The organism is Paenibacillus sp. JZ16 (assembly GCF_015326965.1).
Lineage (GTDB): Bacteria > Bacillota > Bacilli > Paenibacillales > Paenibacillaceae > Paenibacillus_AQ.
Map to the genome: position 1 here is coordinate 2268557 of NZ_CP017659.1, position 22553 is coordinate 2291109.

Consider the following 22553-nt stretch of genomic DNA (forward strand, 5'->3'; position numbering starts at 1 on the left):
TCAGACAGAACAGCTTCCTCACGAACACTTACTATATCCGCAGTTCCCGCACGTCTTGCATCCCTCGATATTAATCAAGGATGCCCCGCCGCAGGATGGACACAGATCCAGCGACATGGTGCTACCGCCTGTGTGGGAGCCGTGTCCGCCATACCCCGCGGCTGCTGGCGCCACAGCTTCGCCTGCATCAACAGGCGCCATCGTGGCTGCGACCGGTGCCGGATCATGGTCATGATCCGCCCCAGCGTTGTTCGCCACGTGCGTCTCGAGCGCCTTCGCCACGGCGTCGGCGATGGATTCTACGCGGTTTGCGCCGAAGCCGATCGCGCCGGTGCCGCCGATGCCCTTGAGGTGCTTGATCAGCAGCTCCACCTTATTGCCGTGGTCCCCGTAACGCAGGAACAAGGAGCAGACGCGGCCCAAGGCTTCCGCCATTGCGAACACATCCGAACCGGCCTTGCCGACGTTCAGGAAGATTTCGCTTGGGATACCGTCCAGATCGTTGATGGTAATATACGCCATGCCGAACGGCGTGTTCATTTTATAGGTTGCGCCGCGCAGCACTTGCGGACGCTTCTTGTATTGCTTATCCAACCCGCTCTTGCTCGGTGAGGCTGTCACGGCCACGCTTGCAGCCGCCGGCTCCACGTTCGTCGCATCCTCTGCGGCTTGGCCTGCCGCGCTTTGCTCAAGCGCTGTTTCCGCAGTAGAAGCCGTGGTTGCTTCGGCGGCCTTATCTTCTTTTTTCTCCGTCTGCAGCACCTGCACGTCGCGGCTGCCGTCGCGGTAGATCGTTACGCCTTTGCAGCCCAGATCGAATGCCAGCTCATATAGGCGCTTCGTATCTTCAACCGTAAAGTCCGACGGACAGTTGGCCGTCTTCGAGATCGAGCTGTCCACCCAGCGCTGAATTGCCGCTTGTACCCGGATGTGATCCTCGGCGGAGAGACTCATCGCCGTGACGTAATAATCCGGAAGCTCTTCGCCCGGATGGCTGTCCAGCCAATCCTGAGCAATCGGCACGAACTGCTCGTCGAAGCCGAGTCGGCTCTGACGGAAGTATTTGAAGGCAAAGTACGGCTCGATGCCTGTCGACGTTCCGACCATCGTACCCGTGCTGCCCGTTGGCGCTTGGGTAATGACGGTGACGTTCCGTGCACCTTTTTCACGCACCGCTTCGGCAACTTCCGGATACACCTCGGCCATATTTTTCATGAAGCCGCTTTGCAGGTACAGCTCGGCGTCGAATGCCTGGAACGAACCCTTCTCTTCGGCAATATCGGCGGAAGCGAGATAAGCTTCGCGCGCGATGAAGCCATACAGCTTATCCAGGAACTCCAACGATTCCGGGCTGCCGTAACGGATGTTCAGCTTGATCATCAGCTCCGCCAGACCCATCGTTCCGAGGCCCACGCGGCGCTCTTTTTTCTGGTTCAATTCGTTTTCTTCAAAATGGTACGGCGTCCGGTCAATGACATTATCCAGGAAACGCACGGAGTACCGTGTCGTTGTAGCCAGCTCATCCCAGGCAACGTCATGGTTCGCTTCATCATAGAACTTCGACAGATTCATCGCGGACAGGTTGCATACGCCCCAGCCCGGAAGTCCTTGCTCGCCGCAAGGGTTCGTACAAATAATCGGGTTGAAATACCAGCTGTTGGACATCTGGTTATAGTATTCCATGAATACGACGCCCGGTTCTGCGGATTTCCATGCGGATTCGATAATGGTGTGCCAGACCTCGCGTGCTTTTACTGTTTTATATGGAATGATACGGTGTCCGGCTTTCTTCCATTTATCCAGATCGCCGTCCCACAGCTCATCATAGTCAGGATCCGTAGTATCCGGGAACACCAGCTCCCAGTCCAGATCTTCCTTCACGGCCTTCATGAAATCATTGCTGACGCATACCGACAGGTTCGCATTCGTAACTTGTCCCATCGTCTGCTTCACGGTAATGAAATCCTCCACGTCCGGGTGCCAATCATTAATCATCAGCATGAGCGCGCCCCGGCGGCTTCCGCCCTGCTCGATCAATCCCGTCGTATAACTGAACAATCCGCCCCACGATACCGCACCGCTGGAGGAGCCGTTCACGCCTCTTACGATCGCGCGCCGAGGACGCAGGGAAGACAAATTAATGCCGACTCCGCCGCCGCGCGCCATGATCTCGGTCATCTCGCTCAGAGTTTCCATGATGCCGCCCCGGCTGTCCTTCGGTGAAGGAATCACGTAGCAGTTGAACAGCGTCAATTCATCGCTTGCACCAGCTCCAGCCGCAATCCGTCCGCCCGGCACCAGCTTCCAATCATCCAGAATCTCGCGGAACTTCCCGCGCCACTCTTCCTGCAGTTCAGGCGTTGCCTCAACCGATGACATGGCAGCCGCGAGTCGATCCCACATTTCTTCCGGCGTTTTCTCGATGGTTAACGTCAGCTTCTCCACATCCGATTCCACAAGCTCGCCCTTCCGTGTCTTCACCGTGACCTTGCGGCCTTCGCGTTTCACGATTTCGCCAACTTCCTTGGTCGGAAATTTAGGATCATCCTTCGTCAAAACGAGCACCACATCGCCTACCTTAGCGTTGTTGGAGTCCGCATCCTTCCAGGCATACCGGTCCAAAAAGATCTTCTCGCTTAAACCTTCCAGCCGCTGATTCTGCATCGTACTCAAGAGCAACTACCTCCTATATAAAATATAAAATTAAAAAGTTCCGCAGTTATGCGCTCACCAACAACATAACCTGTTATGTAGCCGGTCAAACATTCAAAACCACTATATACACCATATATAGTGCTACCAATTCATTATACTACACTATATATAGGTTAACTATGCCGATAATGTGAAAATTAAGCCAACAGATCCAAGCTCCCGCTCGCAAGCTTCCGCTTTCTTCCTCTCGCTCTCTTTTTCGGCCTTCCCTATGAAAAAAAGGATGAAAATATCCAATTCCAGCAGCCGTGCGCCCTTTGGGTTATTCCACGCCTTCCGAATCCGTGCAAGGTTATGAAGACTTCTTTTTTCGTCCATACTACATATACACCGCTGGCCCGGAATCTTTCACAACAGGAGGAGATCGACATGAACCATCAGCCATCTGCCGACTCAGGCATGATTTTCGACGCGCGTCTTCCCGTTCCATTGCAGATCGACCGTTCCTGGTTTGACGATCTCGCCGGTCGACTGGACAAGGGCGGACCTTGGGGTGACTATCGTCTGGCCCAGCTTGCCGTGGAGGGCGAGAAATCGCGTCTCGTTACAAGCTTTGAAGAATTGCAATGCCTCAAGCACCTAGGCGGCTTATCCCCGCTCCCCCATCAGACCGATACCGCCAGACGCGTATTGTTCGAGATGTCGGGTCGAGCCATTCTCGCTGATGAAGTGGGGCTTGGTAAAACGATTGAAGCCGGCCTTATTTTAAAAGAATACATCGTGCGCGGCCTGGTATCCAAAGTGTTGATTCTCGTTCCCGCTTCCCTTGTGCTGCAATGGGTTCGCGAGCTGAACTCCAAGTTCGGCATTCCTGCGATTGCGCAGAAAAAAGCGTACTCCTGGGGCAATGATATCGTTGTCGCCTCCATGGACACGGCGAAGCGCGATCCGCATCAGGAGATTCTGCTGAACGAGGAGTACGACATGCTCATCATCGATGAGGCGCACAAGCTCAAGAACAAAAAAACCTCCAATTATCAATTCATTCAAAAGCTGCGCAAAAAATACTGCCTCTTGCTGACGGCCACGCCGGTGCAGAACGATCTCAGCGAGCTCTTCAATCTGATCACCCTGCTGAAGCCGGGCCAGCTTGGAGGCCAAGGGCAGTTTGCCGCTAATTTTGTTGTCGATAAACGAAGACCCAAGAATCAGGAGCAGCTCAAGGATGAGCTGTCCAAGGTCATGATCCGTAACCGCCGCGGCGAAGGCGAAGTGAAATTCACCAAGCGATCCGTCCGCAATGTAGGGCTTAGCCTCTCGCCCGAAGAACAGTCATTATACGACGGCGTCACGTCCTTCGTCAAAGATCAGTATCAGGCAGCAGGGGGAAATTTAAGCAGTATGCTGTCCCTTGTTACGCTCCAGCGTGAAGTGTGCAGCAGCCGCGATGCCGTTTTCGTGACTCTTGTTAATCTGTCCAAGAAGCTGCCCGAGGACTCTCCGCTGCGCGATAAAATCTGGGAGCTCGTCTATCTCATCAAGGCCATCAAAGCCAACACCAAGGCGGAAAAAACCATCGAGCTGATCCAGCAAATGAACGAGAAGGTCATCGTATTCACGGAATACCGCGCCACCCAGGAATACTTGCTCAATTATTTCCGCGATCACGGGCTCATCTCCGTACCGTACCGAGGCGGAATGAACCGCGGCAAGAAGGACTGGATGATGGATCTGTTCCGCGGCAAGGCACAGGTCATGATCGCGACGGAAGCCGGGGGCGAAGGCATCAATCTGCAATTCTGCCACCATATGATCAACTTTGATCTGCCCTGGAATCCCATGCGGGTCGAGCAGCGAATCGGACGCGTCCATCGTCTCGGCCAGACCAATGACGTGAAGATTTACAACCTGTCCACTTCAGGAACCATTGAAGAGCACATTCTGAACCTGCTGCACGAGAAGATCAACATGTTTGAGATGGTCATCGGAGGTCTGGATGTCATTCTCGAACGGTTCGAGAAGAAGGAATCCATCGAGAAGAGCCTGTACAAAATCATGCTGGAGTCCGGCAACGATGATGAAATCCGGCAGCGCATCAGCACATTGGGCGACTCGATTCACCATATCAAGCAGGATATCGAGCAGGGAAGCACCGTCGAAGATAATCTAAGAGAGGAAGAAGCCTAATATGACCATGACGCCGCAGGAGGTGCAGCAGCACTTCATGGCCTATTTGGAAGCCACCGAATGCACCGTCATTGAAAAGTCGCCTGAGCATGTCACCGTGAAACTGTCGCCGCAAGCCGACAAAATGCTCACCAACCGCCCGTATTACTGGGGTTTCGTGGAGCGTACCGGCGCTCCCGCCGAAACGTTATCGTTCAATTTCGTGTTTGATCCGGAAAAATACGACGAACGGCTTGCAAAAACCAAGGAAACCGAAGCCAAAGCGCAGCTTGCCTCGCCTACGCAGGATCCGCTCCTGGCCCGCTTTTACGGGAATGCTCCGGTTCTGCCTATCCTTGGTCCCGGACGCATTCAGCGGGAGAACATTGGCTACGGCAGCAGCCGGCTGGCCCAAATCTGGAATGCTTCCCGGGAGGAAGGCAAATGCGTCTATCTGTTCCAGCAGCGCGATACCGAGCCGCGTCCGACAGCCCGTTCCACGCCGTATGAGCAGTGGCTGGGCGTCTGCTTCAAGGTGGAGTTCAGCTGTGATCTGAAGCGGGAGGAATTGTTTTTTCTCGGAATCTCACTTTCTAGTCGTGCGATTGCCCAAGACTTCCCGGCGATCCTGAATGGACGCGAACTGACGCCCCGCTTGCCCGAGAGCGTTCACGTCCGACCGGCGGCTCTTACGCTCGAACAGGCCGTAGATGCGCTAGAAAACCATCTTATCGACAAGATAAGCAAGCTGGACTACGACTGGGCCACCAAAGCAAGAGAACGTCTTGAAGAAGAACTGCTGGTGATCGACAGCTATTACGAGGACCTGCTCAAGGAGCAGGATGAAGAGAAAAAAGCGCTTATCGAGGAGCAATATAAGAACCGCCGGTCCGAAATGCAGTGGCAGTACGAGCCGAAAGTGAGCTTGTCCGTCATAACCTGCGGTCTATTTCATCTGTGTTCGCCTGTGGGTGCGTCATCATGACGCTCCTCTACAAAAGCAGGCAAAAAAAGAACCATTCTCCCTTCTCCTACCGCGACAGCTTGCAACAGCCTTTGCAAAGCTTGTCCGATATGATGATTCCAACACATCCACGGCGCGTAGGGCCAAGGAAAGGCGGTTAATGATTTGAAGCGTTGGAACATGGAACTTCATAACCATGATGTCAAGGATTGCAAGAACTTTAAGCCCCAATCAGCCGATAACAAGCAGAACAGCCGATATCGAATGTTGTCTGTTTCCATCATTGTAACGACTATCCTCTGGTTCAGCACGGTCCAGCCGCAGGCAAGCTTGGCTGAAGCAAGCCAGGCCGATGTTTCCAATTATGCGAACAGCCTTAGTCTGACTGGCACTCCGTTTACTGCGGATCATCACACATCAGGCGTTTCAGGGGGTAGTCAGAACAAAGCTGTAGCTCAAATTCCTGGGAATTTGATGGACTTTGCCGAGGAGACTGTCGCTCAATTATCGGCCCATGCGCCATTTACGACATGGGACGAAGCAACGCTCGAGTTCACACCGCTCGGTCCGGGCACGCACGGCTGGTTAGTCACGATATCCGATGAAGGACTGCCGCAAGGATACATGATTATCAGTGCAGGCGAAGACGGCGGATATATCCTGAGTGAATACGGGATCGGCTCGACCCTTCCCTACAGCCAAGCGCCGCTGAAAGAGCGGCTCGCTGCGGAAGGCCTTGTGAAGGCTGGAGGGTCATTGCCTCAAGGCAGCACCGTTCGCAAGCTGTATGACGTGTCCCCCGTCTGGCAGGTCCAGCTGCCCGGCAAGAAGCCGGTTTATTTTAATGCACTAAATAGTGAAGCCCTACCGGATGAGCCCCAGCAGACGCATTCAACAACGAAGCTGGTATCCGTATCGCTGCCTGCAACAGCCAAAGGACTCGTGACTTCTTCCAAATCCAATCATTGGTTTGCCGGAACGCCCTCCATCGCAACCGACGACTTCGTGGATCCTTACGATAACCTGCTGTGGCTGACCACTGGAAATCTCACAGCCCGAAGCAGCGCCGATCTGCGGAATTTACTTAAGGAGCACTCCACCCTGATATTTAAGTCCGCAAAAGGCAATGCCGCCTACGGCGCGCCCTTTAACTTAACGGGCTGGCATCGATGGTCCTCGGAGAATCAGGAGAACCCGGCTGCGCTTTATGTTTCGGTTCCCTTGCGGAACACAGACACCCTCCGTTTCCTTCCGGCATCCCGTTTAGTCGGACAAGGGCAATTTTATGCCCTGCCGGAATAATACGGGTTTTTCCAGCCAATACCATGACTGACAAAAGGACGCTGCCCTTTAACGGGCAGCGTCCTTTATTTCAAAACGGTTTATAAGTGTGCACTCAGCACGCACAAGGGACTATAGCCGTCAAGTAGCCATGTTCACTTCGACCCTGACATCGTGCGCACAGGAGGCAGTTCACACAATCTGCAAAAAGCGATTTCATGATTGAACATGCATCAGCTGTTACTTCGTCCCTTTTTTTTGCGCTTGGTGGTTACATCCTCTTTCCATAGCGACATGGAGAACGGAATCATGCCGAACCACCTTGTGGTCCAGGATTCCTTCACCTTCGCCTGACGCCGAACGTCCTTAGGCGTATCTATAAAATGAACCACGCGCTCGGTAATGTACTTGATCAATTCGTCGCCGCTAGCCATACGAATCAACTCCTTTTGGTTTATCCACATCCCAGTATCAGTTTGCTCCATTTCAATCATTTCTAGACGCTCGCACTTGAACAGCATGATTTTTCCGCCATATGCACATTCTAAAAAAGCCGAAATTTTTACGTGAAAGAAGGAAACCATCATGATTAAGACAGCCGTTGTATGGATGCTTCTCTTGACACTGGCACTCCCGGGTTCTGTTATGGAAGCATATCCAGTGAAGGAGCAAGCCATGACGCGTCCAGCGCATGCCGTTCATAAAAGTCCAATATCGACAACCCGGCTTCTGACCGAAACGCCCGAATCCACCCACTCTTCAGGTCAGGAAATCGACCAGTCCGAACTAAGGCAGCTGCACCCTTTTGCCCATGATGTCATTCTGATCGATGTGGGTCATGGCGGAATCGACGGAGGAACGTCGTATGGTGAAATTCTCGAAAAAGATATTAACCTGGCCATTTCACGGAGACTGTTCATGCTGCTTCGCAAGGAAGGCTATCATGCCGTCCTGAACCGCGATGCCGATTACGCGCTTAGCGATGACAATCGCTGGCATCGAAGCTCCTCGAGGCATCGCCGCGATCTGTCGCAGCGCAAGCAGCTCAGCAGCGAGATCCCGACCAAGCTGGTGGTCAGCATTCATGTGAATTGGGGGAAGAACTCGTCCAAGCGCGGAGGCATCGTGCTGCATCAATCCGAGGGACGCAGCACCCTGCTTGCGGACACCATCCAGGAGCAGCTGAATCTGGTTTACCGCAGCAGCAATCACATCATGGTAGGTAAACCATACTATCTGCTGAATCAAACCCAAGTACCCGCCGTCATCGTCGAAACCGGCTTTCTCAGCAATATGGAGGACCGGAAATTATTAACCGGCCGCAACGGTCAAATGCAGATCGCTGAAGCCATTGCCGACGGGATTATCAGTTATTTAACGGCCCTGTAATTTGGGGCTTTTTTTTTGCTTATATAGGGTTCTCAGCCATATCTATTAAGACGCCTAGCATCGATCTCCGCAGCCGATGAATAAATGCAGCCTCCACATATGTACAGCCTTCCATACAGGGATTGGAATCACCGGATCCTTGTCTGGAAGGCTATTATTTTTTTTGGCTCTTCAAGATAGGGGCGGACCTTTGTCGGATAATCTTTTTAACGCCGGTTGCTTCACGGCATGCCGAAACCGACTCCGGTTCTGCTGCTGACACTAATACGCTGACAGCGGATTAGGTTCTGCTAACCAACCTAATTCGCAGGCAGCGGATTCGGCCGCCAGCTTGATCGTTCCCTAACCAGATCGCTGATACCCACAAACTCCACCTTGGCTTGCAGTTTCGGAATGGTTCCTTTCAGCGCTTCTGCCGTTCGGGTTCCATATTTGCCGACATGGCCAATTGCAATGCAGGATGTTCTCTCTTCCGCATGCTGTACCGCGGTCAGGAGCTGTTTGCTCACGTGCTGAACGGTATGAACATCATCCAGGAATATATCGTTGGCGATGGACGGCATCCCCTTCTCCGCTGCCAGTTTGCCAATCACGCTATGGTAGTTTGTCTTGCTGTCGATGAAGAACAACCCTCTCTCCCTGCATACATCAAGCACAATGGACATGACCCGCTCATCCCCGGTAACCTTGGAGCCCATATGATTATTAATCCCGACGGCATAAGGAACCGAATCGATTGCCTCCTCCATCCGTTCACGAATCTCCTCATCGGTTAGTGAACTTAGAATGGCACCCGGTCCGAGCCAGGAAGATCGTCCTTGCTTCGGCTCCATGGGCATATGGATGATGACGTCATGCCCTTGCCGATGCGCAGCTTCGGCATCCTTCACGCTTGTCGGCAAGAAAGGCATTACTGCCACCGTGATCTTAACAGGAAGACTCAGCATTTCCTGAGTCCCTTTCTGATCATTGCCAAAATCATCAATGATGACGGCCAGCTTATTAACTTTCGCTTCCTGATCAGGCCTGCCGCGTCCGGATTTTTCGTGCATTTCTTCCGTTTCCTGATTGGGAGGATCAGCAGTAGGGGTAGAGGCCACCCCTGCGCCATATCCGATCTGTGCTCCGTACACGATCATCCATATCGTACATAGCAAGATAACCAATTTTTTGAATGCCTTCCGCATGGTTACTCCCCTTCCATTCATGTTCATGCTAATCACACCTAACCGTATTGTTTGAGAAAAGGTATGTAAATATGTAAGAGTGATTGTATTAGCACAGCACAGCCCAGGCACAGAAACTTGCCGCCACCGTTGGATCGTCGGCTTTCTTACTCACAGCTGCTTTCTCCGCAGCTCCGCGGTAATTTTGAACTTGTCGGGTTGGCTGTCAACGGCATCGCATTATTTTGGTTAAAGTCTTTCATCCCGCCATCTAAAATCTCAACACAAAAAAAGCTCGTAAACTGCTAAAAAGCAAGTTTACGAGCTTTTTTATAAGGATGCGGTCGAGAGGACTCGAACCTCCACGGGGGTTAGCCCACACGGACCTGAACCGTGCGCGTCTGCCAATTCCGCCACGACCGCATATCATGTTCATCGCTATTAGGAGACAAGTCCTTATCAGCGGCGACAAGATATATAATATCACGCTGCACGAATTGAGTCAACACTTTTTTTGAACTTGATTAAAAACCTGTTTTTCGGTTAAAATAAGAACATAGGTTCTCATTCAATAACCATTTTCTATATAAAGGCGGTGATGTTGATGGCCATACCGGCTGTTACGACGGAAGAACGTGCATTGATCAAGAGTTACCTGCTGCTGATGTTCATTCATAAGGTGTTTGAAAGGGATTGCCGAATCATTCAAGAGAGCGGTGTCTTCAAGAGCCCTCAATTGTATGTAGAGGTTGTGGGGAATGGCGCCAAGCGTGCTGCTGTGCTTCTTCGTGAGGTGAAACAGGAATTCACCAAGCGGGCGATCAAGGTGTATGATATTGGACAAAACCAGGAAGGAATCCAGGCACGATATGCTTGTCGGGGTTACATTGGTTCGATGAACATTCTATGGCCATCCTTCCGTGAGGAGATGATGGACCGCATGCGAGCCTACCTTGGGCTGGTTTCGCCCGAGACCGAGTCCTCTGAGCAAGCCCATCCTCCTGCCGCTGTTTACGCCCGCTAAATCGCTGCCCTTAAACAGAGAATAACCGTCTCCCCACTGAACATGAATGTTCCGGTTGAGACGGTTATCGCTGACACGTGAATCAATGAAGATTATGCTGCACGCGGGTCAATCCCTGCGAGAGGGCATGTCCCGCACTGGCGGCAGACGCCACGGCTACAGCCTCCATAATCTGAGCATCCGAGGCTCCCTTCGCACGGGCTTCTTCCATATGATAGAAGGTACACAGCTCATTATTGGCAAACAGTCCGATTCCGAGCGCGATCAGCTGCTTTGTTCGCTCATCCAGTTCGCCATCCTGAAAGCAAACGCCGGTGAACTGATGATACGCTTCTGCCATTTCCGGCATGCTCTGCTTCAAATTCAGAATTTCATTCTTGTAAGCCGAGACCTTGTCATTGGACATTTCCATAACCTAAAGCACCTCTTCCACAAAAATTTGATGCGAGGTTAAGTTGTCCGACGAGTTCGAGATCTATGCCTACTCTTCGATCGGGCTTACTCTTGGTTCCTTTTTAAGCTGGTAGCTGTAACGGCGATCCAGTTTAACGACCCGCCGGTTTCTGCGGCGTATAATGACCTGCTCCGGGTCCCAGGCTACAACAAAGCCTATAATATCATTGGTCTCCAAGCCGTCCCGGACAACCCGGACCAATTCGCCGGAGAGCCGAAGCTCATCGAGTCTTTCATCGCTAATCATCACCATACCCCCTTCATAAACTTTGTGCAAAAAAAGACCTAAATGAGATCATTTAGGTCTTTTGAATGCGTTGCGATATCGACAAACATCCCGACTAAGAGATGTTCTATATACCCATTAACGCTGTGCCGGCTCGATACTGTCATTCTTCTCGTACCAAAAATCCAGAACGGTTGAAGACATGACACGCTTCTCGATATATTCTACCTGCTGAGGCGTAAACTGTTCCTTCCATTCGAAGGAAACCTCCTCACACAATCCGGCAATCGTCAGCAGTTCTGACCAGGCAACATAGCGTTTGTACCAGAAAAACTGAGGATGTTCAATCATATAGGGATATAGATCATCAAACTCCGTATGTTTACAATCCAAAGCACGTTCAAAATGTACCTTTGCTTCATTCAGCTTCTCAATCAAAAACGGCTCGGTTACAGGTTGTTTCCCCATGGTGCTGCCTCCTCTCTCTTGCCTACCTCTTTATTATAAGCGAAAATCATGGAGGCGAAAAGATTTTGTTGTGATTTTAGGCTGAAATCCACTTAAAATTGACTACGAATTTACACTATTACGCACGGCAAAGGCTAGGGTACAAACGTTCATGACGGAAGTCCTGCCTTTCGGCTCTACTCCTGACATGCCATGAAGCGGTTGGTATATTCCTAAACCTAGCTGAACGTAATCTTGCCGTCCTCAAGCGACGATATGGTGACCAGCGATTCCACATGAACATTCTGTTCGCGCAGCGTTCTCGCTCCAGCCTGGAAGCTCTTTTCAATCACAACGCCAAGCCCGATTAATTCTGCCCCTGCCCGTTCAATAATCTTGATCAGGCCTCTTGCAGCGTCACCGTTCGCGATAATGTCATCAATGAAGAGCAGTTTATCCTCTTCGCCGATAAACTGGCGCGATACCATAATGTCCGTGACAATGCCCTTGGTGAAAGACGGAACCCGCTCACACAAGGCGTCTGGATCGGCGAGCAGCGTTTTTTTGCGCCGGGCGAATACCATCGGAACTCCCAATTCAAGCGCCGCGGCAAATGCAACAGAAATGCCGGAGGATTCCAGCGTAACGACCTTGGTCACGCCGCTCTCTTTAAATCTAGCCGCAAATTCCCGGCCCATATCCATAATTAATGCCGGGTCTACTTGATGCGTCAGCAGGGCATCCAGCTTCAGCACTTGATCCGACAACACGACACCTTCTTTGATGATCCGCTCTTTCAACCAATCCATCCAAAAGACCTCCCACGATTCCTTTGTCGTAAAAGTAACATATTCCTCCCTGTACGGCAAGTACAAACGGTGACTCCGTCATTTAACTGTACGGTTCCCGTCAGAATTCCTAACATTGATCTCCTTGCCTGGCCATCATCATGTACATGCCTCCGGTAAGGACCTGGACAGGTAGGAGTCATGTCCCAGCTGAGCCAAGCATACCTTGTACTAAGCAGAACGTATTAACTTTCAAGGGGGATGCGGGGCTTGCGTAATTCTGTTCGTGTTTTACAGATCGCGTTTACATATATCGGAACCATCGTTGGCGCTGGCTTTGCAACCGGACGTGAAATCCTTCAATTTTTTACCCAATATGGACACTGGGCCACACTTACCATTCTGCTTGCGACAGGAATATTCATTTGGCTCGGCACAAAAATCATGACGATATCCAGGCGGATCGGGGCCAAATCCTTTGAGGACTTAAACAAATTCCTGTTTGGAGAGAAAGCCGGCGTCTGGATCAGCCTCTTTATGTTTGTCATTCTGCTCGGGGTGAACAGCATCATGCTTGCCGGCGCGGGCTCTGTTTTTGTGGAGCATCTGAATTTGAGCTATCAAACCGGATTGTTTGTCACGATGATCGGAACCTATTTCATTCTCAGAAAAGGCATCCAGTCCATCATGACAATGAACAGTCTTGTTGTGCCCATGATGCTGACCTTATCGCTTGCGATTATTTCTCAGACGATTCAAACACCGGGTGCCACCCGATTCTTAACCTTGACTACGGACCATACCCTGCCTTCGGTTTGGCTGGCGCCCCTTCTCTACACCTCCTTTAACCTGGTAATGGCAATGCCGGTGCTGGTCCCGCTCGGCAGCCAGACCAAAAGCGCGCGTGCCGTAACCTGGGGAGGCATCATTGGAGGTACGGGCGTAGGATTTATGCTGATGGCGGCGCATTTTGCGATGTCTGCGCATATGCCCGGCATTAGTCAATACGAGATCCCGATGGGCAGCATCGCCAACCAGCTGGGCTGGCTCGTCCAGATCATCTATCTCATTCTGATCTTCCTAGAAATTTTTAGCACCTTCGTGGCCAATATCTACGGGATTACCCTGCAGGTTCAGCAGCGAACCTCGCTCTCGCCCAGAGTGATTACCCTTGGCATCATGGTGTTCTGTTATTTCTTCAGCCAGTTCGGCTTCAGTTCCTTGCTCTCTCTCCTCTACCCCATGTTCGGGGGACTGTGTCTGCTCTGGGTGCTCCGACTGACTTTGTTCGGAACACCCGAAATCAGGAGAAAATAAAGGGGCTATCCCAAAGGTATGGTAAAACTGCCTTTGGGAAGCCCCGTTTTATGGCTGCATCGTGATGAATCGTGCACCCGGTATGAGTTTCATGGTTTGCTCCGCTACATGCCGATGACACGTCATCATTACGACTTGCCGGTCCTGCGATAATTCCGAGAGCAGTTCGAGCGCATGTCCGAGCCGTTCGCCGTCAAAATTTACAAACAGATCATCAAGCAATAACGGCAACCCCGATGCATGCGGCATCGATTGGATCAAACCGAGCCGCATCGCCAGATATAACTGCTCCGCCGTACCACGGCTTAACCGGCTGCTCTCCACCAATTCACCAGTCGGGCGCTCTGCCAACAGGCTCTGATCTCCCATCCGCATGACAATCCGGCTGTACATGCCGCCGGTCAGCATGGTGAAGTAGCGGGAAGCCAACTGCAGCACCTGCGGCTGTTTCTCTTCCTCGTACATGCGGCGCGTACGTTTGATAAATTCGGAAGCCATCGAACGTACCGCATATTGCGAGACTAATTCCCGCAGGGCGGTGCGCTGCTCCTCCAGCTGCTGCAGGGCGGAATCCTCGTTCCCCGCTGCTTCCAGCGACTCTCTCTCCTGAAGCAGCCGCCCCCGCCGTTCCTGGAGCTCGTCCCGCAGGTGGAGCGCAGCGGATACGGCTTCCTCCTTCTTCATGCATTGAGCATCAAGTTCCGAAGCATCCATCAGCTCCAGCAGCTGTTCAAGCTGCCGGCGGCCCCCTTCATCCCATCCGCTGAACATGGTAATTTCGTGATGGCGGATCGTACGAACAAGCTCCTCACGACGCTTCGCAGCAGCTCCCATACGAAGAAAGGTTTCTTCGTCTGCCGATTGGGATGATGCAATCAGAGCTGCTTTGCGCATCTGCAGCCCTTCCCGCTCCTCTGCAATCGCAATCCCCTCCTTGCGCAGCTCTTGAATACGCTCGGCAAGGACCTTCCTCTGTCTCGATTCCTCTTGATAGGACTTCCATCTGGAATAGACGTTACCGAGCTCGGCAACGGCTGGGATTCGGTTGCCGTTAACGTCACCTTGGGGATCCGCCGCAAAGATCTCATGGCATTGGATGATATAATCCTCCGCCTCTTTTAACAGCACGTCCATTTTCAGTCCAAGCGATTTCTGCTGCCGGATCAGCTCCTGCCCCTGCTCCACTTTGACGAATACGTCCAGCATGACGTCAGGCGACAGGCTCTGCGGGAGTGATCGGGACATAAGCCAATCCTCCCACTGCCGCTCCAGCTCCAAATATCGCTTCTCTTCCTGATCAATAGCGCCCTGAACCGTTTGTAATTCAGCCGCTTGCAGCGCAGCTTTCTCCTCAGCCGCCGCACAATCGGACGTCAGTCGATCCAGCCGCTGCCGCCATGCTTGCCAGCCCTCCATCACGGATCGAAGCTCGCGCATTTGAGCCTCCACCATGATGGGGTCACGCGCCAAGGCAGCGTTTTTGTCCCTTCGTCTGCCCGGAATCGTGCTCGCAGCTGCCGCCGCATATGGGTCAGAGACGAGCCTTGAATAGAGATGATCTATATGTTCTGTTCCCTGCACGTCTTGAAGATGGGTCTCATTCGAAGCTGCACCATGAACCTCCCGACCTCGTTGACCACTCCAGAATACATAACCCATACCGAGCAGCATCACGATGCCTGAGACCACGGCAGCTTCCGTGGTTGACGTCCATAACAATACGACCACCAGCAGGAATGTCATAACAGCCATTCCCGCCAGCAGACCCGCGTGCATCCCAGGTAATCTGCCTCTACCCGATGGACGCGTGGAAGCAGGCTCAGGCTGAGTCCGGGTCAATCTCCGTTCACGCCAGCGCTCAATCTCCAGCTGCAGCTGATTCCACAGCACAGCGGTCTCCTGAGGCGCTGCCGACTTAATCATGGCAAATGCTTCTTGTCCCCGCTCCATCTCCTCGCGCAGCTGCCGCCTGGCTTCCCGCAGCGCCGATTCGGCTGCCGCCGCAGAACGCTGGGCCCCGCGCTGTTCAATGAACAGCGCCTCCATCCGGCGATCATACCCGGCAAAGGCCGCACTGATTCGCCGTACCTCCTCGCGCTCCGAAGCGGATAAAGACAGAGCCAGCAGCTCCTGCCGGGTCCATGCCGGGTCGATATCCCGAAGCAGCTGTTCCAGCCGGATCTCCTGAGATTTGTATTCGGTCGTAAGCTCGGCAAGCTCCCGGTTAGCGGCTTCGTGTAGGCTGCGTTTCGCCCAAAGCTCCTCAATCTGTTCGCCATACTGTTCCATGAACGAATTCAGAGGGAGTGCTCTCAGCTTATCTTCCGCATCCTCGATCGCCCGCTCGGCGCGAATCGACTGGGTGTGGAGAAGGCGCTCTTCCTCCTGCATCTTTTCGTATCGGGGGAGTCCATCAGGAGGAAAGTTGTCACTGTCCATCAGATCCTTTAATTCCAAACTGGCCTCACGCCATTCCAGCCAAGCCGGACGAATGTCCTGCGCTTTTCGAAGCAGCGACAGATCCTCGGCGTCCCTAATGCGATCCTGTTCCAAAAGATTCAACCGTTCCTGTATTTCCAGAATGGATGTAACGGTCTCGTTATAGCGGGAAACGTACGTCTTGCTCTCCGAAACCCGGGTTCTTAAATGCTCGATGGCTTGGAGCAGCTTGGCGGTATGCTGAACCTTTCCGCGCGGCTTATACAGCTTGTCCATCTCCTGGGATAACTTGCGCTCGGCTTCCAGTATATTGGCCCCGCCGCCGATTCCGGCATGGAACAAGTAACCGCTCATCTCGGCAGATTGCAAACTGCGGATTTCCTGAAGCTCGCTTAACGAGATGGCAAACAGCTGACGAAACATATCCTTGGACACACCGCCCAAAGCATATTGCTCCAGTTCTTGTTGTCCAAGCTCAATGACAATTCCATTATCCGCTTGTTTATGAATATGTACGCGCTCGCCTCTGCCGGTGGCTGGATTTCCTTCTCTGGACCGGTTGTAGCGCCGAACCACCCAAGGCACTCCCTCCTTATCCAGAAACCGCAGCTCGCCGCCGTGAATGCCTTCCTCCGAAGGCTCGCCGCGTTCTGCAGGCGAGCCCTTGCCAGGGAATCCGTACAGCATGGCTCGGATAAAATACAGGACGCTGCTCTTTCCCGCTTCATTCGGCCCATACAGCACGGTCACAGGCGCATCTATCTCAAGACTCTTGTCCCGAACAGCTCCAAAGCCTTGAATGTTCATCCGCTCTAGTCTCATGTTCCGACACCTTCCCCTTGCGAACGTTCGCGCAGCAATAACCCTAAGGTCAGTTCCTCCGCTCTGCGAACCCATTCCAGCAGTTCTTCCGGACTGATCTCGTCCAGCAAGGAGCGGATTTCCGCATGCTCAAGCAGAGGCTCCAAGCTTTTGGCAACAGCCCCGCCAGGATCTTGAAGCCGTTCCTGTTCCCCTCGAACAAGACGAAGCAAGTCCCCTGCAAAGCTGTCTTCCGCAAGCAGCCTCTGCCTATCGATCGCATCTCCGGAATGAAGCGAGAAGCTCTCGATCCAGACGCATCCCCGATAGCCGCATGTCTGTCCCTTCGCGGCCTCTCGTCTCCGCAGATCGGTCAGCAGCTCATCGAGCACATATCCGCCTTCAAGCTGACGATGAACCGGCCCCCGTCCCGTAATCCGAACGCGGATCATGCTCAGCCCATCCGCGTTCTCTCTGCTTATTTCGGTGAGAATGGATTCCAGTGAGCGTCTCCATTCATCGACGTCCTGACAAGAATCCAGAGGTGCTTCAACGATGTGCCAGCGCATGGAATCGAGCTCATGGAAGCTCAGCTTCGTGTTGGAGCTCTCATCCACATCGACGATATAACATCCCTTGGGTCCCGTCTCCCGGACATGACGTCCCTGAATATTGCCCGGATACACAATATAAGGGGATTCCTGCAAGGTTCGACGGGAGTGAATATGCCCGAGCGCCCAGTAATGAAATCCGGACTGGATTAAATCCCTTTTCGTACAGGGTGCATAGGTTTCGTGTTGGGGATCCCCATCCACGTTTGCGTGCAGAAGTCCGATATGGTATAGCCTGGATGACGGAGCAGGATAAGTTATTGCAATATTATCGGTTACCTTCGAGGTCGGATACGACATGCCGGTAATGACCGCCACTTCTTGATGATCCGAGCGGCGAACGGCCGTTACGCTTGCAGGCTCCGCCCCAAACACATGGACATGGGGAGGCAGCGCCATGCTAAGCTTGGTGCTGTCGAGCGGATCATGATTGCCATGGATGACATATACCGCAATCCCTTCCATTCCCAGACGGTTAAGGGAATCCAGAAAGCGAAGCTGCGCGCGCAGCGAAATGTTGGAGCTATCGTATATATCTCCGCTGATGACAATAAAATCAACCTGCTGGTCGATGGCCAGCTGAACGAGCCGTTCCAGCGCACGGAAGGTCGATTCCTGAACGTACGACCGCAGAGTGTCATCGAGTCCGCTTATCCCGATAAACGGACTGTCCAGATGTAAATCCGCAGCATGCATAAATCGAAAAGAAGCCATAACCGATCCCTAACTCTCTATCTTAGGTTGAAATTTCAAATACATTTTTTTCAGTTCATTCACGGATCGGGACAAGGAATATTGATTCTTCGCCTTATCCGAAGCGGTCCGGGCAAGCTCGTATCGATAGAGCGGATCACTGATAACCTTCTCGAGCGCAACGCTGAGTGCTATCGGATCCTCCGGCGGTACAAGCAAGCCGTTTACTCCATCCTCGATCTGCTCCGCGATGCCGCCGACGTTGGTGCCTACCAGCGCAAGACTGCTAAGCGCCGCTTCCGCGAACACGGAGCCGAATGCCTCCGCTCTCGAGGGCAGGACAAAGATATCAAAGAACGGCATGAACTCCTCGGGATGCAGCGTATATCCGTAAAAAATCGTCTCCTGGTAGATGCCGAGTGTTTTGGCCATCTCCTCGAGCTCCTGACGGGAAGGGCCGTCGCCGATAATGTGAAGGACGTAATCATATCCTTTGCGTTTCAGTTCCGCGCAGGCTTGGAGCAGAATGTCCAATCCTTTTGCAGGGACCAGACGGCATACCGTAATCAACTGCGGCACTGCATTTTCATGAGGCACCGGCTTAAATCTTTTATCGTCGAATCCGTTATGGATAACCCCGATCGATTCGGGTTCATTCACGTACGGAGCCATGTAAGCCTTGAAGGAGTTCGACACCGTCAACAGACGGTCGCTGATATATTCAAGCTCCTTATATAAAGAGACCAGGAATCTGTGCTCCAGCCCACCTTCTTTGATTCTTCCGTTGAGGATGAGCTCACGCTCGTAACTGGAATGCACGGTTTGGATGAGCGGAACCTCTGGGAATGCCGCTTTCATCGACATGCCTGCAATCGGATGATGGCTATGGATAAGATCATAAGGCTTTTGAAGACGCAGACGTGTCCACCACAGGTAATCCCGGTAGGTTTGAAGGTATTTGGCCACTACGGCACTCCCTTCAAACTCTTTCCAATCAAAAGTGTGGAATATCGGATCCTCCTGGCCTTTGTTGCGGATCCGCTTGGGCAGCCAGAACATCTCCATCTCCCAACGGGATGAATGAAAACGCTCCTGCAAATAAGGAATCATGGACGAGACGCCGCCTGGCTGTTCAGGAGGGAAGAATAATGCTTGAAGAAGTTTCATGGGGATCCCCCTTTCTCTAAATCTCTTTTCAGATTCTTTTTCGATATGATATATTAGAACATATGTTTCATGCAACGAAAAACCTATCCCTACTCAGGAGTGAATCGATTTGTCCTATGAATTGAGCTACTGGTCCACTTCTCCTCTACCCACCATATTTGCTGTGTGCGGAGCCTATATCGCGCTCATGATGCTGATCATGTGTCTCTTTATGTACAGCAAACAACGCAAGAATGCTTACATATATATGGCGGCAGCCTTCTTCTTCATTATGACATACGAGAGTTTGAACATCCATTCGGCTTGGACGGGAAAATCTGTTTTTCCACCGGAATCGGACATCCTCCGTTTCATTCAGCTTTTTTCGTTTGTCCTGCTGAACGTCTCGGTTGTCATGCTGTACCGTAAGATCAAAACCATGCATTATTGGCTTCCCTTGTTGTCAGCCGCACTGCTTATGCTTCCGCTCATTCTTCCCTCATTTCTTCCTTACACCCTGGACCCGATATGGCAAAGCATATATTTTGATGGTTTTCAGCTCGCTGCGCTCTACCTGGCTTATACCCAAGTCACTCCGCGGATCGGACAACCGATCAAATATGCGATTGGACTTGCCGTCTACGCCATCTCGGCAGTTCTGCAATCCATCCATACCTATTCCGGCGGCCTGTCGCCTGCGTTTCAGGGACTCGCTCTCGCTCTGCCGGTGCTCTTCTACAGCATCGTGTTCTTCATCCTGTTCAGACGCATTGTGGAGCTGATGCAGTCCATCTACCGGTCTGCCATTACGGACGGATTAACAGGACTCTACAACCGCAGGCATTTTATGAAGTATCTGGACCATTACGCCTCGCAGGAATTGAAAATATCCGCTATCTTCTGCGACATCGACAATTTCAAGAAGCTGAATGATACCCAAGGCCATGCCCGAGCCGATGAAGTGCTGAAGCAGGTCGCGGCCATTATGGAGGAAGAGCTTGACGGTATCGGGATTACCGGCCGGTATGGCGGCGAAGAATTGGTGGCCCTGGTGGTTGACCGCAAAGTCAAGCCCGCACAGGTCGCCGAGAGCATCCGGGCCAGAGTGGCAAGCGAGAGCATCGTCACGATCAGTATCGGCTACAGCGTACTGCGCAAAGGCGTTCGCGGCGATGAACTCATGAAACAGGCCGACAAAGCGATGTATCATTCCAAAACGACCGGCAAAAACAAGGTATCCGATTACCGGTCCTTAACAACCTCATCAACCGAACCAACGGAATCCGCCGGATAACTCTGGCGCAGGCTGCCCACGATATAAAGTGGGCGGTCTTTTTTTTGCTTGACATTTCTTTACTACGCCTGCGGCATCATGATAAACTAATGACCGATTCCTTTAAAGCCAGAGAAGAATGACGCTGAACCAGTATTCTCTTGCCTTTACACTGCAGCATGTACCTTATTCTAAAGAAGGAGCAATCTAACGAATGCGAAAGGAACTATTGCCTGTTGGCTTTGTTGCCAGCATGAATGATATTCTCGGGGATGCCTCGTGCGATTTTTGGGACAGCTACGATTTGCCCCGCACACACGGGCTGCGCCTTAACCGACTGAAAGCGGTTCATGCCGCAGACAGCGTAAGAAACCTCATCCGGCAATTCGAGCTGACGCCCGTGCCCTGGTGTGATACCGGATACTATTATGATGAAAGCCTGCGTCCAGGCAAACACCCCTATCATGCCGCTGGACTATATTATATTCAGGAGCCCTCGGCAATGTCCGCAGTCGAGCTGTTGAATCCTCAGCCCGGAGAGACCATCCTGGATCTTGCGGCAGCTCCCGGCGGCAAGACAAGCCATATTGCCTCCAAGATGATGGGCCTAGGACTGCTTGTCTCCAATGAGATCCATCCCGAACGGGCACGGATTCTGGCCGAGAACGTGGAACGTATGGGAATAACGAATACCGTCGTTACGAGTGCGGCACCGGATCAGCTATCCCGCCGTTTCGTTGCCTGCTTTGACCGGATCATGCTTGATGCGCCATGCTCCGGTGAAGGCATGTTTCGAAAGGATGCCGCAGCGATTGAAGAATGGTCTCCTGAACATGTGGATCTGTGCGTTGCCCGGCAGTGGGACATTGTTCAGGAGGCGTACCGGATGCTCAAACCGGGAGGAACCTTGGCTTACTCCACCTGTACGTTCAACACGGCTGAGAACGAAGAGATGATTGAGCGCATTCTTTCGCAGTATCCCGATATGGAGCTGCGTGAAATGAAGCGCTTGTGGCCGCACTTGGAACGGGGTGAGGGGCATTTTGTTGCCATCTTGGTCAAATCGGCGGCTGCCGAAGTTTTAAATGAAGACCTCGCATACTCTGCGGTCAGCAGCAAATCCCCGGCCAAATCAAACCGGGGCGGCAAACAAGGACCTGCGCTCTCGGCCCTGGCCGACTTTCATGACTGGGCGAAGCAGGAACTACCCGGCTTTGAGCTTGACTGCGGCACTCCGATATTATTCGGTGAGGAACTGTACTGGCTTCCGGTCAGCGAGAGCTTGGCATGGAATGACAAGCAGCTGAAAGGCTTGAAGATGCCGCGGGCAGGTCTGCATCTGGCTCATCTGAAGAAGAATCGAATCGAACCGGCCCATGCGCTTGCCATGTCCTTGCATCCTGGCCAAGCTGCCCGCAGCTGGGATCTGCCTTCAGATTCAGCCGAGACGGCTGCTTATTTGCGGGGAGAGGTGCTCTCCATTCCTTCCGAACACCGGGGCTGGACGTTGGTAACCACGGATGGATTACCTCTGGGGTGGGGCAAGGCCAGCGGCGGACAGCTCAAGAATCATCTGCCCAAAGGCCTGCGTAATCCCAAGTAACGCTTCTATTCGCAGTTCTATAATGAATGATAAAGCCGATCCGAGCCGAATACTGTATAACATACGTTCAAACGCGTCATTAAAAGGGGCGTCTCTCTGGATTACAAACAG

The 22553-nt window shown here is 52.5% G+C and carries 18 protein-coding genes and 1 tRNA gene; 8 read left to right on the top strand and 11 right to left on the bottom strand.

What is annotated here, in order from left to right:
- Positions 1-18: 18 nt before the first annotated feature.
- The gene (locus tag BJP58_RS10335) at positions 19-2664 is read right to left on the bottom strand and encodes an adenosylcobalamin-dependent ribonucleoside-diphosphate reductase (RefSeq protein ID WP_442953965.1); all 2646 of its coding nucleotides are present in this window, start codon (positions 2662-2664) and stop codon (positions 19-21) included.
- Positions 2665-3084: 420 nt separating this feature from the next.
- Between BJP58_RS10335 and BJP58_RS10340 the strand changes: the two genes are divergently transcribed.
- The 3 genes from BJP58_RS10340 (at position 3085) to BJP58_RS10350 (ending at position 7087) form a co-directional block, all read left to right on the top strand.
- Positions 3085-4842, top strand: coding sequence for a DEAD/DEAH box helicase (locus BJP58_RS10340; RefSeq protein ID WP_194543854.1), 1758 nt, complete (start codon positions 3085-3087; stop codon positions 4840-4842).
- A gap of 1 nt (position 4843) precedes the next feature.
- Positions 4844-5806: a YqhG family protein gene (locus BJP58_RS10345; RefSeq protein ID WP_194543855.1), complete on the top strand. Its 963-nt coding sequence runs from the start codon at positions 4844-4846 to the stop codon at positions 5804-5806.
- Between the two features lie 144 nt (positions 5807-5950).
- A complete protein-coding gene (locus BJP58_RS10350) occupies positions 5951-7087 on the top strand; it encodes a hypothetical protein (protein ID WP_233355032.1) in 1137 nt (378 codons plus the stop codon).
- Between the two features lie 212 nt (positions 7088-7299).
- Here the strand turns inward: BJP58_RS10350 and BJP58_RS10355 are convergent, their stop codons facing one another.
- Positions 7300-7500, bottom strand: coding sequence for a YqzE family protein (locus tag BJP58_RS10355; RefSeq protein WP_071221747.1), 201 nt, complete (start codon positions 7498-7500; stop codon positions 7300-7302).
- A 151-nt stretch (positions 7501-7651) separates the two neighbouring features.
- Between BJP58_RS10355 and BJP58_RS10360 the strand changes: the two genes are divergently transcribed.
- On the top strand, positions 7652-8455 hold the full coding sequence (locus BJP58_RS10360) for an N-acetylmuramoyl-L-alanine amidase (protein ID WP_194543856.1): 804 nt from the start codon (positions 7652-7654) through the stop codon (positions 8453-8455).
- A gap of 299 nt (positions 8456-8754) precedes the next feature.
- Here BJP58_RS10360 and BJP58_RS10365 read toward each other — a convergent pair whose 3' ends face one another.
- Positions 8755-9642 carry a divergent polysaccharide deacetylase family protein gene (locus BJP58_RS10365; protein ID WP_194544900.1) on the bottom strand — a complete coding sequence of 296 codons (888 nt, stop codon included), beginning with the start codon at positions 9640-9642 and terminating at the stop codon, positions 8755-8757.
- A 318-nt stretch (positions 9643-9960) separates the two neighbouring features.
- Positions 9961-10044: transfer RNA gene (locus BJP58_RS10370), tRNA-Leu, on the bottom strand.
- 181 nt (positions 10045-10225) lie between these two features.
- Between BJP58_RS10370 and BJP58_RS10375 the strand changes: the two genes are divergently transcribed.
- Complete coding sequence (locus tag BJP58_RS10375; protein WP_194543857.1) at positions 10226-10645, top strand: YhjD family protein; 420 nt, start codon at positions 10226-10228, stop codon at positions 10643-10645.
- A gap of 82 nt (positions 10646-10727) precedes the next feature.
- Here BJP58_RS10375 and BJP58_RS10380 read toward each other — a convergent pair whose 3' ends face one another.
- The 4 genes from BJP58_RS10380 to BJP58_RS10395 form a co-directional block, all read right to left on the bottom strand.
- Complete coding sequence (locus BJP58_RS10380) at positions 10728-11057, bottom strand: carboxymuconolactone decarboxylase family protein (RefSeq protein ID WP_071221734.1); 330 nt, start codon at positions 11055-11057, stop codon at positions 10728-10730.
- Between the two features lie 69 nt (positions 11058-11126).
- Positions 11127-11345, bottom strand: a complete 219-nt coding sequence (locus tag BJP58_RS10385; RefSeq protein ID WP_071221735.1) for a hypothetical protein — start codon at positions 11343-11345, stop codon at positions 11127-11129.
- Between the two features lie 117 nt (positions 11346-11462).
- Positions 11463-11792: a hypothetical protein gene (locus BJP58_RS10390; protein ID WP_071221736.1), complete on the bottom strand. Its 330-nt coding sequence runs from the start codon at positions 11790-11792 to the stop codon at positions 11463-11465.
- 218 nt (positions 11793-12010) lie between these two features.
- Positions 12011-12580 carry a xanthine phosphoribosyltransferase gene (locus tag BJP58_RS10395; protein ID WP_071221737.1) on the bottom strand — a complete coding sequence of 190 codons (570 nt, stop codon included), beginning with the start codon at positions 12578-12580 and terminating at the stop codon, positions 12011-12013.
- A gap of 249 nt (positions 12581-12829) precedes the next feature.
- Between BJP58_RS10395 and BJP58_RS10400 the strand changes: the two genes are divergently transcribed.
- The gene (locus tag BJP58_RS10400; protein WP_194543858.1) at positions 12830-13876 is read left to right on the top strand and encodes a YkvI family membrane protein; all 1047 of its coding nucleotides are present in this window, start codon (positions 12830-12832) and stop codon (positions 13874-13876) included.
- 48 nt (positions 13877-13924) lie between these two features.
- Here BJP58_RS10400 and BJP58_RS10405 read toward each other — a convergent pair whose 3' ends face one another.
- The 3 genes from BJP58_RS10405 to BJP58_RS10415 are packed head-to-tail and all read right to left on the bottom strand — an operon-like array spanning position 13925 to position 19587.
- Positions 13925-17137, bottom strand: coding sequence for an AAA family ATPase (locus BJP58_RS10405; protein WP_194543859.1), 3213 nt, complete (start codon positions 17135-17137; stop codon positions 13925-13927).
- Complete coding sequence (locus tag BJP58_RS10410; RefSeq protein WP_194543860.1) at positions 17134-18441, bottom strand: metallophosphoesterase family protein; 1308 nt, start codon at positions 18439-18441, stop codon at positions 17134-17136. Before BJP58_RS10410 ends, BJP58_RS10405 begins: the two co-directional genes overlap by 4 nt.
- A 9-nt stretch (positions 18442-18450) precedes the next feature.
- Positions 18451-19587, bottom strand: a complete 1137-nt coding sequence (locus BJP58_RS10415) for a glycosyltransferase family 4 protein (RefSeq protein ID WP_194543861.1) — start codon at positions 19585-19587, stop codon at positions 18451-18453.
- A gap of 109 nt (positions 19588-19696) precedes the next feature.
- Between BJP58_RS10415 and BJP58_RS10420 the strand changes: the two genes are divergently transcribed.
- Positions 19697-20860 (top strand): GGDEF domain-containing protein, encoded by a 1164-nt coding sequence (locus tag BJP58_RS10420; protein WP_194543862.1) that lies wholly within the window; start codon positions 19697-19699, stop codon positions 20858-20860.
- A 193-nt stretch (positions 20861-21053) separates the two neighbouring features.
- Positions 21054-22442, top strand: a complete 1389-nt coding sequence (locus BJP58_RS10425; RefSeq protein ID WP_194543863.1) for an RsmB/NOP family class I SAM-dependent RNA methyltransferase — start codon at positions 21054-21056, stop codon at positions 22440-22442.
- Positions 22443-22553: the final 111 nt, after the last annotated feature.

What these genes read in the sequence shown, in the direction of transcription:
- BJP58_RS10355 (WP_071221747.1), bottom strand. Translation starts at nt 7,500, where the DNA reads ATGGCTAGCGGCGACGAATTGATCAAGTACATTACCGAGCGCGTGGTT.
- BJP58_RS10425 (WP_194543863.1), top strand. Translation starts at nt 21,054, where the DNA reads ATGCGAAAGGAACTATTGCCTGTTGGCTTTGTTGCCAGCATGAATGAT.
- BJP58_RS10380 (WP_071221734.1), bottom strand. Translation starts at nt 11,057, where the DNA reads ATGGAAATGTCCAATGACAAGGTCTCGGCTTACAAGAATGAAATTCTG.
- BJP58_RS10415 (WP_194543861.1), bottom strand. Translation starts at nt 19,587, where the DNA reads ATGAAACTTCTTCAAGCATTATTCTTCCCTCCTGAACAGCCAGGCGGC.
- BJP58_RS10405 (WP_194543859.1), bottom strand. Translation starts at nt 17,137, where the DNA reads ATGAGACTAGAGCGGATGAACATTCAAGGCTTTGGAGCTGTTCGGGAC.
- BJP58_RS10395 (WP_071221737.1), bottom strand. Translation starts at nt 12,580, where the DNA reads ATGGATTGGTTGAAAGAGCGGATCATCAAAGAAGGTGTCGTGTTGTCG.
- BJP58_RS10365 (WP_194544900.1), bottom strand. Translation starts at nt 9,642, where the DNA reads ATGCGGAAGGCATTCAAAAAATTGGTTATCTTGCTATGTACGATATGG.
- BJP58_RS10410 (WP_194543860.1), bottom strand. Translation starts at nt 18,441, where the DNA reads ATGGCTTCTTTTCGATTTATGCATGCTGCGGATTTACATCTGGACAGT.
- BJP58_RS10390 (WP_071221736.1), bottom strand. Translation starts at nt 11,792, where the DNA reads ATGGGGAAACAACCTGTAACCGAGCCGTTTTTGATTGAGAAGCTGAAT.
- BJP58_RS10360 (WP_194543856.1), top strand. Translation starts at nt 7,652, where the DNA reads ATGATTAAGACAGCCGTTGTATGGATGCTTCTCTTGACACTGGCACTC.
- BJP58_RS10335 (WP_442953965.1), bottom strand. Translation starts at nt 2,664, where the DNA reads ATGCAGAATCAGCGGCTGGAAGGTTTAAGCGAGAAGATCTTTTTGGAC.
- BJP58_RS10340 (WP_194543854.1), top strand. Translation starts at nt 3,085, where the DNA reads ATGAACCATCAGCCATCTGCCGACTCAGGCATGATTTTCGACGCGCGT.
- BJP58_RS10385 (WP_071221735.1), bottom strand. Translation starts at nt 11,345, where the DNA reads ATGATTAGCGATGAAAGACTCGATGAGCTTCGGCTCTCCGGCGAATTG.
- BJP58_RS10345 (WP_194543855.1), top strand. Translation starts at nt 4,844, where the DNA reads ATGACCATGACGCCGCAGGAGGTGCAGCAGCACTTCATGGCCTATTTG.
- BJP58_RS10375 (WP_194543857.1), top strand. Translation starts at nt 10,226, where the DNA reads ATGGCCATACCGGCTGTTACGACGGAAGAACGTGCATTGATCAAGAGT.